Here is a 14840-nt window from a genome sequence, read left to right as displayed (position 1 = left end):
CTCAGCGGGATCCCGGCGCACCGCCCGCCGCTGCCGTCGCCGCACCACGCTCCAGCCGGAACAGCACGTTCGGACGCAGCGGTCCTTCGGGCGCGTCGGGGTCGTCGAAGTCGTCGGCCGGGTTCCGGGTCATCCCGGTCTTCCGCATCACCGCCTGGGAGCGGAGGTTGCCGACCGTGGTCACGGCGAGGAGCTCGGGCAGCCCGAGCGCGTCGAAGCCGTGGGCCACGACCGCCCGCGCGGCCTCGGTGGCGTAGCCCCGTCCCCAGGAGGCACGGGCGAGCCGCCAGCCGATCTCCACCCCGGTGAACGGCATGCCGTCGTCCACGTCGTCCATGCCCGCGAAGCCGATGAACTCACCCGTGGCCCGGACCTCCACGGCCCACCAGCCGTGGCCCCGCCGGTCGAACGCGGCCCGGAACCGCACCATGGAGGCCTCGCTCTGCTCACGGGTGAGCGGGTCGCCCAGGTGCTCCCGTACCTCGGGATCGGCGTTCATCGCCGCCCAGGGATCGAGGTCGGAGTCCCGCCAGGGGCGCAGGACGAGGCGTTCGGTGTGCAGTACGGTCATGCCGTCCACCCAACGTGGCCCGTCCCCAGCAGGCAATTCCTTTTCCCCAGGGCAGAACCGGACCTCCTCTACCGGCTCACACCGAGCCAGTCCCGCACGGCCTCGACCGAGCCCGTCTCCGGTACGCCCTCCGGGACCGCCGGGCGGCGTACGACGAGGACCGGGAGGCCGGCCTCGCGGGCCGCGGTGAGCTTGGGGGCGGTGGCCGAGCCGCCGCTGTCCTTGGTGACCAGGACGTCGATCCGGTGCCGGGCGATCAGCTCCCGCTCGTCGTCCAGGGTGAACGGGCCCCGGTCCAGGAGTACTTCGAGGCGCGGCGGAACCGGCGGGGCCGGAGGGTCCACCGAACGCACCAGGAACCAGGTGCCGGTGAGGTGCGCGAAGGTGTGCAGGCCCATCCGGCCGGTGGTCAGGAACGCGCGGGAGCCGAGGCCGGGCAGCCGGTCGGCCGCCTCTTCCAGACGGTCCACGAAGGTCCAGTCGTCGCCCGGCCCCGGCGTCCAGCCCGGGCGCCGCAGCGCCAGCAGCGGGACGCCCGTGAGGGCCGCCGCCCCCGCCGCGTTGAAGCTCATCCGCTCCGCGAAGGGATGGGTGGCGTCGACCAGGTGGGTGACCCCGTGGGAGCCGATCCAGGCCGCCAGCCCCTCGGGCCCGCCGAAGCCGCCGATGCGGGTCTCGCCCGGCGGGAGCACGGGCGAGGTGACCCGCCCCGCCAGCGAGGTCGTCACCCGGTACGAGGGTTCCCCGGCCAGCGCCTCCGCGAGGCGCCGGGCCTCCGTCGTGCCGCCCAGGATCAGGACGTGGGCCGGAGCCACGTCAGCAGACATGCCGGTCGCGCTCGGGCGAGTACAGGTGGCTGTCGCGGAACTGCTCCGCGCCGAGCGTGCGGCCCACCATGATGACGGCGGTGCGCACCAGTCCGTGCTCCTTCACCTGTGCGGCGATGTCGGCCAGGGTGCCGCGCAGGATCAGTTCGTCGGGGCGGCTGGCCATCGCCACGACCGCCACCGGGCACTCGGCCCCGTAGTGCGGCAGCAGCTCGTCGACGACCCGGTCCACGTAGCGGGTGGCCAGGTGCAGCACCAGCAGCGCGCCGCTGCGGCCCAGCGTCGCCAGGTCCTCGCCGGGCGGCATGGGGGTGGCCTGCTGGGCGATCCGGGTCAGGATCACGGTCTGGCCGACGGTGGGGACGGTCAGCTCCCGCTTGAGGGCGGCGGCGGCCGCGGCGAACGCCGGGACACCCGGGACGACCTCGTAGGGGATGCCGGCCGCGTCGAGCCGGCGCATCTGCTCCGCGACCGCGCTGAAGATCGACGGGTCGCCGGAGTGCAGCCGCGCCACGTCCTGGCCCGCCGCGTGGGCCCGTACGCACTCGGCGACGATCTCGTCCAGGTTGAGCTGCGAGGTGTCGACCAGGCGGGCGTCCGCCGGGCACTCGGCCAGCAGTTCGCGCGGCACGAGGCTGCCCGCGTACAGGCAGACGGGGGCGGCGGCCAGGGTCCGGGCACCGCGCACCGTGATCAGGTCGGCGGCGCCGGGGCCCGCACCGATGAAGTACACGGTCATGTTCGATCCTTCTCCTCGGTCGATCCGGTCGATCCGGTCGATCCGGTCGATGCGGTCGGCCCGGTGGCCGTCCCGTCCGGCTTCGTCACTGACCACTGGGTGACCGGCATCGCCTGCCGCCAGCCCGTGAAACCGCCGACCGGCACGGCGTGCGCGACGGCGAGCTTCACCAGTTCGCCGCCGTGGCGCCGGTAGCGCTCGGCGAGCACCGCCTCCGACTCCAGGGTGACGGTGTTGACCACCAGCCGGCCGCCGGGGGCCAGCGCGTCCCAGACCGCGTCCAGCAGGCCGGGCGCGGTCAGCCCGCCGCCGATGAACACGGCGTCGGGGGCCGGCAGCCCGGCCAGTGCCTGCGGTGCGGCGCCGATGACCACGCGCAGGCCGGGTACGCCGAGCGCCGCCGCGTTGCGGGTGATGCGTGCGGCCCGCTCCGGGACGCGCTCCACGGCCACCGCCCGGCACGAGGGGTGCGTACGCATCCACTCGATGCCGATGGAGCCGGAGCCGCCGCCGATGTCCCACAGCAGCTCGCCGGGGGCCGGGGCCAGCGCGCACAGGGTCGCGGCCCGGACGTGGCGCTTGGTGAGCTGCCCGTCGTGTTCGTACGCGGTGTCCGGCAGGCCCGGGGTCGCGCCGAGGCGCGGCGCGTCGTGGGCCGGGTCCCGGCGGCAGTCGAGCGCGACCACGTTCAGGGGATCGCCGGGCGCGTGGTCCCAGCCGTCGGCGTGGCCCTCGTACGTGTCCTCGCGCTCGGACCCGAGCTGTTCCAGCACCCGCATCCGGCTCGGGCCGAAGCCCCGCTCCCGCAGCAGGGCGGCGATCTCGCCCGGGGACGACGCTCCGGCGCTGAGCACCAGCACCCGGCGCCCTTCGTGGAGCGCGGCCGCCAGCCGGGCCACCGGGCGGCCGACCACCGTGACCACCTCGGTTTCCTCCACCGGCCAGCCCAGGCGGGCGCATGCGTAGGACACCGACGAGGGGTGCGGGTGGACCCGCAGGGACCGCGGCCCGAGCTCCTCGGCGAGGGCGCGGCCGATCCCGTAGAACATCGGGTCACCGCTGGCCAGCACCACGATCCGGCGGCCGGCGTGCTCGGCCATCAGCTTCGGAACGGCGGGCCGCAGCGGGCTCGGCCAGGCCACCCGCTCACCGGTGCAATCGGCGGCCGGCAGCAGGTCCAGCTGGCGCGGCCCGCCGATCAGCACCTCGGCCGAGGACAGCGCGGAGCGGCCGGCGGCGGTGAGCCCGGCCCAGCCGTCCGCGCCGAGGCCGACGACCGTCACGGGCATGGGGGGCGGCGGGGAGCTCACTGCGCGGTTCCTCGGGGACGGGAGGGGGAAAGAGGGCGGACCCGCAGCCTACTGGCCTGCCCATCCGTGACCCGCGCCGCCCTGGCCCCTGCCCTGGCCCCGGCCCGGCGGCACCCGCGGAACCTCCTCGGGCTACCCTCGGTAACTCACTGCCTCACGAGGGAGCCGCCATGCCGGGCTGGAACGCGACGCACATCCCCGACCAGAGCGGCCGCAGCGCCGTCGTGACCGGGGCCAACAGCGGGATCGGCTACGTCACCGCCCGCGAGCTCGCCCGGCGCGGCGCCTCGGTGGTGCTGGCCTGCCGCAGCGCGGCCCGCGGCCGGGCCGCCGTGATCCGGCTGCGCGCGGAAGTTCCGGGGGCGCGGGCCGAGTTCCTCCCGCTGGACCTCGCCGACCTGTCCTCCGTACGGGAGTTCGCCGCCGGGTACGGACAGCGGCACGCCTCGCTGGACCTGCTGGTCAACAACGCGGGGGTGATGGCCCTGCCGTACGGGCGGACCGCCGACGGGTTCGAGACACAGTTCGGGGTCAACCACCTCGGGCACTTCGCCCTGACCGGACTGCTGCTGCCGCGACTGCGCGCCGCCGCCCCCGGGGCCCGGATCGTCAACGTCTCCAGCGGCTTCCACGTACTGGGGAGGATCGGTCCCGCCGACGCGGACCTCGTCGCCCCGGGCCTCGCCGACGCGGGCGGCGAGCACGGCTACCGGCGGTGGATCGCTTACGGCCGCTCCAAGACCGCCAACCTGCTCTTCACCCACGAGCTGTCCCGCCGCTTCACGGCCGCCGGCTCCCCGATCACCGCCGTCGCCGCCCACCCCGGCTACGCCTCCAGCAACCTCCACTCCGGAGCGTCGAAGCTGGAGGGCCCCACCCTCAACTCGCGGGTGGCCGCGATCGGCAACGCGGTCCTCGCCCAGCCCACCGCCTCGGGCGCGCTGCCCACCCTCTACGCGGCCACCGCGCCCGGGGTCCGGCCTGACACGTTCATCGGCCCGCGGTTCGGCTGGCGCGGGGCGCCCGCGCGGTCCTGGCGGGCCGGGTGGACCCTCGACGACAGCTCCGGCGAGCTGCTGTGGGCCGCCTCCGAGAAGCTCACGGGGGTCTCGTACGCCGCCCTGCCGCGCTGAGCGGATCGCGCGGGCGCTCCGAAGTGAGTCCGCCCGCCCCCGTGTCGCCTCCGGGCGCCCCGGCGCGGACCTGCCCCGAGCGCCCCCTGCACAGCAGAATCTGCGGCATGAGCGACGACGAGCCGGACAACCACCCAGGAATCCGCGGCCGTCACGACCGCATCGGCCGTCACGGCGGGGGACCGGGCCGGGCCGGGCGGGATCTCAGACGGGCTCGGGGCGCAGGGAGCGCCAGATGTGGTCGGGGAGGTAGCGGGCGGCCTCGGTGAGGTCGATCTCGTAGGTGCTGGACAGCCAGCGCCGGGCGGCCTCCGCGAGCGGGCCCATGACGAGCACCTCGACCACGGGCGCCGGGAGCGGGGCGATCTCGCCGCGCTCCATGCGCACCGCCAGCCACCGCATGATGGCCGCGAACTTCTCCGCCTTGGCCGCGCCGATCTCCTCGGCGTGGGCCACCAGATAACCGGAATAGGCGGAGGCGTGCAGGAACAGCGCGACGTCCCGGTGTTCCCGGGTGAACGTCAGGTAGGCCGTCACCCACGCACGCACCCCGGTGCGGGCCGTGCGGCACCGGGTGAGGGCGGCGATCATCGCGTCGCACAGCTCGTCCATGCACCGGATGTAGAGGGCGGCGGCAAGACCGTCGAAGCTGCCGAAGTGGTGGTAGAGGCTGCCGAGGCTGACCCCGCCGGCCGACACGACCGCGTTCACGGTGAAGCCCTGCTGGCCGGACTCGGCGAACACCCGCAGGGCGGTGGTCAGGAGCAGGTCGACGGTGGCCTCGCCACGCTGCTGCTTAGGAGACACGGTGCCGTCCCGTCGGTGTGCGTCCTGATGTCCGAAATCCGTGCCGACGAGCCTAGCAACTCCCGGAAACCGGAGAACTGTTTCGGAAAGGTCCTCCAGAACCTCCCCGGGGGCCTCCGGGGCGACCGGCCGCTCAGGACTTGGCGGAGCGCTCGTACAGGGCGCGGGCGCCGTCGCCGAAGCGGACGCTGTACGTGGTCTCCTCGTCCCCGCCCCCGTCGCGGCCGCCGATCACCCCGATCAGGGTGCTGCGGCCGGTCGTCACCGGGCCGCCACTGGTGCCGTTGGGTACGTCCGCGCAGTCCACGCGCACCTGCGCCGGCCCGGCCAGGACCGCGGTGTTCCGGCACTCCAGCGGCTGCTCGGCGTAGTTCGGGTAGCCCATGAGCCGGGCGGGCGACGGCAGTTCGGTCCCGAAGTCCATGGTCAGGGCCCCCGTGACGTCCTCCAGCCGCTGCCCCGGATAGCCCGGCCGGCGCAGCCGGACCAGGGCGATGTCGTGGTCGGGGTCCTGGTCCTGCGTCCAGCGCGGGTCCACGTCGATCCGGGTCGGCACCCAGATGCCGTACGGGGCCACGCCGTCCCGGTAGCCGGGCGCGAAGGCGAGGTTGGTGCGGAAGCCGCCGGCGTACACGCAGTGCGCGGCGGTGGCGATCAGGTCGCCCCGCGGGGAGTGGACCACCACGGCCGAGCAGTGGTGGTCGGGGTCGCCGTCGCCGCCGGGGGAGAAGAGCGCGCCGACGGCGGGCTCGGCCGGGGCGGGCCCGGCCTCCAGGGGATCGGAGGGCTGCCACCCGGCGTACCGCCAGTCCACCGGGCCGCCGCCGTCGCCGAAGGCCTGGCCGTCCCTCGGCGGCTCCGGGGCCTCCCGCACGATCCCGTCCAGCACCGAGGCCGCCGTTCTGTCGGCCCGCTCGGGGTCCTGCTGGTAGACGCCTTGCGCCGGATCGCCGTCCGCACGGTTCGCGGCGATGCCGCGCAGCTCCCAGGCGACGTAGCCGACGCCCGCGAGGACCACGGTGCACAGGAGGCCGACGGCCATGGAGCCCCGCGGGGCGGCCCGGCCCCGCCGCCGTTCCCGCTCGTCAACCCTGCCGACCATGTGGTGCTCCCGCCCCAGACGCATTCAGACTCTTCGTTCGATGGGGGAGCGCCGGCCCGGGTTCCGGCGGGCGGACGTGTCCGTGCTCACAGCCCCCGCCCCCGGTACCCCTGCCCGAAGGCCCCCGATCCGCCCGCGCACGCCGAACTCGGCGTTCCATGGCCCCTGTTACCCCCGCCGGGCTATGGTGCCGGGCGGGGGACGACTGCGCGAGGGGGGCCGGGCTGCGATGCGTTTTCTCTTTGTCCACGGTACGGGGGTACGGCGCGAGCGGCACGACAGGCTGTTCGCCCAGGTCCGTGAGCGGCTGACGGCCAGATTCCCCGGAGCCGCCGTCGACTCCTGCTACTGGGGCGACCGGTTCGGCGCGACCCTCGGCGCGGGCGGCCGTTCGGTGCCGGGTCTGCGCCCCGGGCCGCAGGGCGCGCCCGACCCCGTGGACGCGGAGACGGCCGAGTGGGCGCTGCTGCTCGCCGACCCGCTGTGCGAGCTGCGGGTCCTGGCCGAGGCGGGCTGGGCGGGCCCCGGCGACCGGGGTGTCCGGGGTGACCGGGGTGACGCCGGCGACGCGGACGACGAGGACGCCGGGTACGGCGACGCCTTCGCGATGCCCGGCGTACAGGCCGCCGGAGCCCGCGTGCTCGCCCTGCTCGAAGGCTTACCGCCCGCGCCGCCGCCGGCCGGGGACGAACTCGGCGCCCTGCTCCACGGAACCGGCCTCGCCGCGGGCTTCGCCGCCGCCCTGGACGCCGCCGCGGGCTCCGCCGAAGCGACCCGGGCCGCGGCCCGCGCCACCGACGAGCCGCAGGCCCGCGAGCTGGCCACCGCCCTCGCCCGGGCCGTGACCGCCGCCGCCCTGGCGGCCGCCACCGACGAGGCCGACTGCACGGGCGCCGAACGCGACCGCCTCGTCGAGCTGCTCACCACCCGCCTCGGCGGCGACGGCCGGGTTCCCGGCGCCCGCGTGGCCGCCGTCCTCGGCCGGCTCGCCCTGCGGGTCACCACCCAGCCCCTCCTCGACGCCCGGCGCGGCTCCCTCACCGTCGGCGCCACCCCCGTGCTCGGCGACATCCTGCGCTACCAGTCCCGCGGCCACGAGCTGCGGGAGTTCCTGCACGCCCGGATCACCGCCGATCCGGGGCCGACCGTACTCATCGGCCACAGCCTCGGCGGGATCGCCCTCGTGGACCTCCTCACCCTCGCCGCCGCCCGCGGTGAGGCCGTCCCCGGGGCCGAGCTGCTGGTCACCGTCGGCTCCCAGGCCCCGTTCCTCTACGAACTGGGCGCGCTCACCGCGCTCGAACCCGGCGCGAAACTCCCGTACGGCTTCCCGCGCTGGCTCAACGTCTACGACCGGCACGACGTGCTCTCCTACCTCGCCGCACCCGTCTTCCCCGGCGACGCGCGCGTCAGCGACCACGAGGTCCGCAGCCGCCAGCCCTTCCCGGCCTGCCACAGCGCCTACTGGAAACAGGACTCCCTCTACGAGCGCATCGAACAGGCGGTGACCGAGGCGGAGATCGGGTGACTCCCGCCGACTTCCTGCCCCCGGCCCTCGGACCGCAGCGCACCTTCGCGCTCGTCGCCGGGGTCGAGCGCTACGACATCAGCCACCGCTGGAACCTGCGCGGCCCGGCCCGCGACGCCCTGCGCTTCGCCCGGTGGCTGACCGGCCCCGCCGAGGTGCCGCCCGGCAACGTCCGCCTGCTGCTCTCCCCGCTCGACGATCCGGGCGACCTCGACTGGACGGACTCCCCGGCGATGACCGCCCTGCGCACGGCCTACCGGCCGGCGACCGAGGAGAACGTGAAGTCGGCACTGCTCGACGAACTCCCGCAGTGCGACGGCGACCTGCTGTGGATCTTCTGGGCCGGACACGGCTACCTCGGGCCGCGCCAGGAGCTGATGCTGCCCTGCGCCGACGCCCGCCCCAGCCAGATCAGGCACCTCAACCTGGACTCGGCGCTGCGCTGGTGGCGGACCGACCTCGTCAAACAGCGCCGCTTCCCGCTCCAGGCCGCACTCGTGGACTCCTGCCGGGTCGACGCGCCCCGCGACACCCGCTGGAACTTCGGCAACACCGACTACGGGGGCGGGAGTTCGGTACCCGGCCGACGCCAGTTCCGGCTCTACGCCTCCCGCGAGGGCGAGGTCGCGCAGAACGACCCCGAGCGCGGCGCCGGCCGGTTCACCGAGGCCCTGCTCGGCGAACTGGGCGGACGGTCCGTACGGGAGAGCGTCAGCGGGCTGCCCGGCGCCGCCCTCAGCATCCACCGCACCTTCCAGGAGCTGCGCGAGCGCGGTGAGGGCTGGCAGCTGCCGCAGTTCATCGTCGACCGGGACTGGGACGCCTGCTCCTTCCTCGACGACGACCTGTCCCGGGCCGCACTGCCCCGGGCCGCCAAGCTCGACCAGACGGCCTGGGACGGGCTCGGCGAGCTCTTCGAGGGCCGAGAACTGCCGCGCTGCGCCTACGAGGCCTACGCCTGGGCGTTCAAGGCGGCCGGCTGCACCACCCCGGCGCGCGGCGGCCTGCCCGGGGACGGCCTGCTGGAGGTGGTCCAGGACCTGGACGAGCGGCAGGGCGGGCGCGGCGGGATGCCACTGGCGGTGCCCTTCGTACGGTTCCTCGCGGACCGGGCCGCCGCCGCGGGCGACGCGCGGTGGGCGGCCCGGCTCGGGGACTGGGTACGGGCCACCCGCGAGCGCCTCGCCCTGCCGGTGCTGCCCCCGCCCCCGCCCCCGGCCCGCAGGATGGTCGTGCACGTCCGGCTGGAGACACCGCCGGGCGGGGAACCCGGGTACCTGGCCCGGATGTGGCTGCGGGGCGAACGGACCCGGCACATATGGGAGTCGGAAGGGCAGCCGGTCGCACTGGACGGGGTGCGGGAGGAGCTCGTACGGCAACTCGCCCTCATCGGCGGCGCCTCGGACACCGGCGGCGGGGCAGACGGCGGAGCCGGGCGGCAGGCGTACGCCGCGGTGGACCGCATCGAGTTCCACGTGCCGTACGAGCTGCTCGACGCCGACTTCGACCAGTGGCCGGTGCCCCGCGGCCCGGCCGGCCGGCGCCGCGCCCTCGGCCTGCTCCACCAGGTGGTGGTGCGCTGCCCGCAGGAGCGGGCGGACACCCGCGCCGAGTGGCACGGCACCTGGCGCTGGCTGCACGCCCAGGGCGGCCGGCACCCCGACGCCGTACGCGTCGTCACGGACGAGGAGGTCACCGACGCGCTCGGCATGGAGCTGGCCGCGCAGCCGCCGCCCGCCTGCGTCCTCGCCCACACCGCGGCCGCCCCGCATACCGGGCTGCTGGAGGCCGTACTCGAAGGCGGGCTCCCGGTGGCCGTATGGCGGCGCGGCGGCGGCCTGCCCGCACCCGCACTCCTCGACCTGCTGGCTCCGGCCGGGCCGGACGGCCGCCCCGACCCCGGCGCACTGGACGTACTGGCCCTGCCCGCACGCGTGCGGGAGGTGCGCCGGGCGGCAGCCGGCGCCGCCGGGGGAGCCGCACGCGCCCACCAACCACCGTCAGGGGGAGACCAGTTGGTGCTCCTGTGGGACGATCCCGACGACATACCGGGCCTCCGGTCCCTGGCCTGACCCCGACCACCGACAGACGGCGGAACCGAAGATGGAGGCAGAGGCAGTGGTGAAGGACTGGTGGCTGTACCACGGGACCGGCGAGGGCGCGGACCGGCGTGCCCGCCTGGAGGCCGGATTCCCGCCACCCTGGCGGGACTTCACCGGCGCCCCCGACCCCGGATACGCGCCGCCCGGGTGCACCGGAGCGGCCTGGGAGCGCACCTGGCGGCGCGGCGAGGGCTACGTACCCGACGAGCCGGAGAAGGACGTCGTCAACACGGCGCTGCACCTGCGCAGGCCGCTGCTCGTCACCGGGAAACCGGGCGTCGGCAAGTCCACGCTCGCCTACAGCATCGCCTCCGACCTGAGCCTGGGACCCGTACTGCACTGGCCGATCACCAGCCGGACCGTACTGCGGGACGGGCTGTACCTGTACGACGCCATCGGCCGGCTCCAGGAGGCCGGGCTGGAGCAGCTGCGCACACCGGGCGCGCAGCCCGCCGCGGCCGTACCCGTGCCCGCGCCGGACACCGCCGTCGCCCCCTCCGCCCCCTCCGCCCCCTCCGCCCCCTCCGCCCCCTCCGGCCCCTCGATCTCCCGCTATCTGCGCCTCGGCCCCCTCGGTACCGCCCTGCTCCCGCAGGACCGCCCCCGCGTGCTGCTCGTCGACGAGATCGACAAGAGCGACATCGACCTCCCCGGCGACCTCCTCACCGTCTTCGAGGACGGCGGCTTCCTGATCCCCGAACTCGCCCGCCTCGCCCAGGAGGACCCCACCGTCGCCATCGGCACCGACGACGACCCCGACGCGGCCGTACGGATCACCCAGGGCCGCGTCCAGTGCCGCTACTTCCCCATCGTCGTCCTCACCAGCAACGGCGAACGGGACTTCCCGCCCGCCTTCCTGCGCCGCTGCGTCCGCCTCCACCTGGAGCCGCCCGGACCGGACAAGCTCGCCCGCATCGTGCGCCGCCGGCTCGGCGTCGACATCGCATCCGGCGAGGAGTACCAGGACCTCGTCCAGGCCTTCCTCGACCGTGGCGAGGACGGCGACCTGGCCACCGACCAGCTCCTCAACGCCATCCAGCTCCGCCTCGCCGGTGCCTGGTCCGCGCCCGCCGACCGCGAACGCTTCCTCGCCACCGTCATGCAGCACCTGACCGGGCCCACGGCGTGATCGAGGAGCTGCTCGCGGCCCTCGCCGACGGCGCCGACGGCAGCGTCCCGAACACCGGCATCGGCGCGGAGGAGATCGCCGACATCCTGTGGCTGGCGGCCCGGGTGGACCCGGGGCGCGCGGACCGCCCGCCCGGTGCGCCCGGCACCGGCCCCCCGGGCGAGCGGCCGCCGCCCCCCGACACCCCTTCCCCCGAGCCCGGCCCCGCACCCGGCGCGGACGCCCCGGCCGGCGGCGAACCGGCCGTCCAGCTCTTCCCGGCCGCCCGGCGCCGCCCCGCCGGGAAACCGGACGACGGCGGCACGGAACGCCGCGGCTCACCCCTGCGGCTGCCGCGGGCCGCCTCCCTCGACGACCCGCTCGCCCTGATGCGCTCCCTGCGGCCCGTCGGGAGACGCTCCATCGGCGGCCCGGGAGAGGAACTGGACGAGCAGCTCACCGTGGAACGCAGCATCGAGCGGATGGTGACGACCCCGGTCCTGCGCCCCGCCGAGAGCCGCTGGCTGGACCTGGCGCTGGTCGTCGACACCCACCACTCCATGCTGCTCTGGTCGGACCACGTGGACGAGCTCCGCCGCGTCCTGACCCGCAGCGGCGTCTTCCGCGACGTGCGCACCTGGCAGCTGACCGGCACCGGCCCCGGCGCCACCCCGATGGTCACCCGCGGCCACGGCGGCCCGCCCCGCAACCCCCTGGAACTGGCCGACCCGGCGGGCCGCCGGCTGATCCTCGTACTCTCCGACACCGTGGCGGGCGGCTGGCGCGAGGCCCCGGTGCAGGGCATGCTCCGGCACTGGTGCGCGCACAACGCCGTCGCCGTACTGAACGTCCTGCCCGAACGGCTCTGGACGCGCGGCGCCGTCCGGCCCGTCCCCTTCGCCGTCCGCGCCGACCGGCCGGCCGCCGCCACCCGCTCCTGGCAGCGGATCCCGGCCGCCCGCCGCGCCCGCGCCGGACGCCGGCGCGCCGCCCCGCCGGCCGTCGTCCCCGTGGTCGGGGTCGCCTCCGGCAGCCTGGCCCGGCTGGTGCGGGTGGTCTCCGGGGACGGCCGGTGGCGGCGCCTCGCCTGCCTGCGCCTGGACCCGGAACCCGCCGCCGCGAGCGCCCCGGCCGATCCGGCCCCCGGCGGCGGCCGCAGCGCCCTGGAAGTGGTGGAGGACTTCCGCGCGAACGCCTCCCCGACGGCCCAGCAGCTCGCCGCCCACCTGGCCGCCGTACCGCTCACCCTGCCGGTGATGACCCTGGTCCGGCGCTCCCTGCTGCGCGACTCGGAGCACGGCCACCTCGCCGAGGTCGCCCTCGGCGGGCTCTTCGAGGCCTGGGACGACGAACAGGACTCCGGTGAGGTGGAGTTCGAGTTCCTGCCCGGCGTACGGGAGGTGCTGCTCGGCTCGCAGCTGCGCGGGGACGTGGCCGCCGTACGGGAGCTGGTCCGGCGCCGCGTCTGGGAGTTCATGTCCCGCAACCGGCGCACCGGCCCGGACTTCTCCGCGACCCGGGTCACCACGGGCCGGGAGGGCGTGCGCCGGGTGGCCGAGGGGGCCCTGCCGTTCGCGGCGCGGCCACCGCGGGATCCGGGCCTGGCCGACCGGGTCGTCCGGGTCCGCCACGACGGGATGGCCGAGCCGCAGGAGGTCGGCACCCTGCTGACGCCGAGGCTGGTGCTCACGGTGGGGGACGCGGTGCCCCCCGCGGGCGCGGTGGCCTGGGTACGGCCCGGCGACCGGGAGATCCCCTGCCGTGCGGTGTGGTGGGATGACGCGGCGCCCCGGATGCTGCTGCTCCAGGCCGACGAGGACCTGATGGATCCGGCGGTCGGCGTGGAGCCGCTGCCCTGGCTGACGGCGGGGGGCCACCACCGCCTGGACCGGCTGCGGATCGACGGCCGCACCGACCAGGGGGACCCGCTCGCGCTCACGGGCGAGGTGGCTCCGCACGACGGCGAACGCAACGGCGAGCTCGTCCGGCTCTCCGCGGAACCGGAGGGCTGGACGCACTTCCGCGGCGGCCCCGTCTCCGCGGACGGCGCGCTGGCCGGCGTCGTCCACACGGTCTGGCCCGACCGCATGGTGTTCCTGCTGGCCGACGCCCTGCTGGAACAACCGGGCTTCCGCGCGGCGCTGGAGGGTTCCGGGCGGGCGCGGGACACGGAGACCGCGGTGTGCCTGGCGGTGCTGCCCGGCGCGGACGGCGTGGTCCCGACCGGGAGCACGCCGCTCGCGGAGACGCGCGACATGCTGGTCGAGCTCATGCAGCGCACCGGTGTCGGCGGGCGGCTGACCGGCGGCGAGGGGGACGCTCCGCTGCTCGTCACGTTCGCCGCGCCGGGCGCCCACGCCAAGGCGGGCCGGCTCCTGCACGATCTGCCCGGGGTCATGACCCGGTACGGATTCCGGCGCGTGGACGGCATGCACCCCTCGCTCGGCGTGGCCGTGGGAGGCGGCACGGACGAGAGCGCCCGGCTGGTGCGGCACCCCGTGATCGCGGATCTGCTGGGACGGACGGTGCGTCCGGGGGCGCTCGTCCTCGCCGTCTCCCACCGCCTGCACGAGGAACTGGGCGACGTGATCGGCTCGCCCGCCCGGCTCGCACTGCGCCGGGTGGGCGGCGCCGACGAGGGCTGGGTGTGTTCCGACGACCACGCGCCCGCCGGGGTGCTCGGGCAGGTACTGACCGAGGCGGGCGGGCTCCTGGACGAGGGCATCGACTGGCCGGCCTGTGGACTCGACGCCTCACCGGCCGACCCGCGGGCCTGCATCGGCATCCGGCTGCCGGGCCACGAGCGGTGCCTTGCCCATCTGGAGATCGAGGACCAGGAAACCTACCTCGGGACACTGTCGCCGGGAGCGCCGGTCGACCTGCGGGGCACCACCTTCGATCACGGCCTGCTGCCGCGCCTCCTCATGGCGTTGCAGCCGAGCGCTCCGGGACCCGCCAGAGTGGGTCCGGCGGCCTTCGACCGGGCACGGTTCGCGGAGGGCTGGAACCGGCCGGACATCGAGTTCTCGGATCACGCGTCCTTCGTCCGGGCCACCTTCGCGGGCCGGGCCGGTTTCGCCGGAGCCACCTTCGCCGGGCCGGTCTCCCTCGACGGCGCGGTCTTCGAGCACGTCGGCGACTTCGACCGGTGCCGCTTCCACCGCGCGGCCACCTTCCGGCGGACGCGCTTTCGCGGCTCGGCGGGATTCAAGGACGCGGTCTTCCTCGCCGACGTCTCCTTCGGCCGGGCCGTGCTGCAGGCCTCCGCGGACCTGAACGGGATGCGGGTGGACGGGACGGCGGACTTCACCCGCGCTGCCTTCCGCGGCCTGGCGGGGATGAGCGCGACCGGCTTCGCGGGCTCCGTCTCCTTCGCGTCGGCGACATGGGAGCGCGGGCTCCTGTCCACTGGGGCGGTGTTCGAAGGGCCGGTGGACTTCGCGCGTGCCACCTTCCGGGGACGGGTCCGCTTCGAAGGCGTGCTCTTCGAAGCGGACTCGATCGTCGGGCAGTTCTCCTCGGTCGTCCCGCCGGACCGCTGGGCCTCCACCCGGCGCTCGGACGGTACGTGGGACATCCGGCTGCTCGACGCCGAGAACGGATGACCGGGGCG

General features: G+C 75.7%; 11 protein-coding genes. 5 read left to right on the top strand and 6 right to left on the bottom strand.

The window, feature by feature from the left end:
* Window position 1: 1 nt before the first annotated feature.
* The 4 genes from ACZ4YL_RS02785 to cbiE form a co-directional block, all read right to left on the bottom strand.
* Window positions 2-571, bottom strand: a complete 570-nt coding sequence (locus tag ACZ4YL_RS02785) for a GNAT family N-acetyltransferase (RefSeq protein WP_468113413.1) — start codon at window positions 569-571, stop codon at window positions 2-4.
* A gap of 68 nt (window positions 572-639) precedes the next feature.
* Entirely contained in the window at window positions 640-1398 is a 759-nt protein-coding gene (locus ACZ4YL_RS02780) for a cobalt-precorrin-6A reductase (RefSeq protein ID WP_468113412.1), read from the bottom strand.
* Entirely contained in the window at window positions 1388-2137 is a 750-nt protein-coding gene (cobM, locus tag ACZ4YL_RS02775; RefSeq protein WP_468113411.1) for a precorrin-4 C(11)-methyltransferase, read from the bottom strand. The genes ACZ4YL_RS02780 and cobM overlap by 11 nt, the downstream gene beginning before the upstream one ends.
* Window positions 2134-3426 (bottom strand): precorrin-6y C5,15-methyltransferase (decarboxylating) subunit CbiE, encoded by a 1293-nt coding sequence (cbiE, locus tag ACZ4YL_RS02770; protein ID WP_468113479.1) that lies wholly within the window; start codon window positions 3424-3426, stop codon window positions 2134-2136. The genes cobM and cbiE overlap by 4 nt, the downstream gene beginning before the upstream one ends.
* Window positions 3427-3617: 191 nt before the next feature.
* Here cbiE and ACZ4YL_RS02765 point away from each other — a divergent pair, with 191 nt between their 5' ends.
* Window positions 3618-4580 (top strand): oxidoreductase, encoded by a 963-nt coding sequence (locus tag ACZ4YL_RS02765; RefSeq protein WP_468113410.1) that lies wholly within the window; start codon window positions 3618-3620, stop codon window positions 4578-4580.
* A 204-nt stretch (window positions 4581-4784) separates the two neighbouring features.
* Here the strand turns inward: ACZ4YL_RS02765 and ACZ4YL_RS02760 are convergent, their stop codons facing one another.
* Both ACZ4YL_RS02760 and ACZ4YL_RS02755 read right to left on the bottom strand, forming a co-directional pair.
* Complete coding sequence (locus tag ACZ4YL_RS02760; RefSeq protein ID WP_468113409.1) at window positions 4785-5387, bottom strand: TetR/AcrR family transcriptional regulator; 603 nt, start codon at window positions 5385-5387, stop codon at window positions 4785-4787.
* Window positions 5388-5520: 133 nt separating this feature from the next.
* Window positions 5521-6489 carry a trypsin-like serine peptidase gene (locus ACZ4YL_RS02755; protein WP_468113408.1) on the bottom strand — a complete coding sequence of 323 codons (969 nt, stop codon included), beginning with the start codon at window positions 6487-6489 and terminating at the stop codon, window positions 5521-5523.
* Window positions 6490-6718: 229 nt separating this feature from the next.
* Between ACZ4YL_RS02755 and ACZ4YL_RS02750 the strand changes: the two genes are divergently transcribed.
* From ACZ4YL_RS02750 to ACZ4YL_RS02735, 4 genes are read left to right on the top strand one after another with little or no spacing between them, the layout of a single operon-like run.
* A complete protein-coding gene (locus tag ACZ4YL_RS02750; protein WP_468113407.1) occupies window positions 6719-8017 on the top strand; it encodes a hypothetical protein in 1299 nt (432 codons plus the stop codon).
* Window positions 8014-10089 carry a VMAP-C domain-containing protein gene (locus ACZ4YL_RS02745; RefSeq protein ID WP_468113406.1) on the top strand — a complete coding sequence of 692 codons (2076 nt, stop codon included), beginning with the start codon at window positions 8014-8016 and terminating at the stop codon, window positions 10087-10089. Before ACZ4YL_RS02750 ends, ACZ4YL_RS02745 begins: the two co-directional genes overlap by 4 nt.
* 31 nt (window positions 10090-10120) lie before the next feature.
* The gene (locus tag ACZ4YL_RS02740) at window positions 10121-11248 is read left to right on the top strand and encodes an AAA family ATPase (RefSeq protein WP_468113405.1); all 1128 of its coding nucleotides are present in this window, start codon (window positions 10121-10123) and stop codon (window positions 11246-11248) included.
* Complete coding sequence (locus tag ACZ4YL_RS02735; RefSeq protein WP_468113404.1) at window positions 11245-14832, top strand: SAV_2336 N-terminal domain-related protein; 3588 nt, start codon at window positions 11245-11247, stop codon at window positions 14830-14832. Before ACZ4YL_RS02740 ends, ACZ4YL_RS02735 begins: the two co-directional genes overlap by 4 nt.
* The last annotated feature ends 8 nt before the right edge of the window (window positions 14833-14840 follow it).

Source organism: Streptomyces sp. NPDC030021 (genome assembly GCF_055574035.1).
The sequence above is the reverse complement of the archived record's forward strand: the minus strand, read 5'-3'. Positions and strand labels throughout refer to the sequence as shown.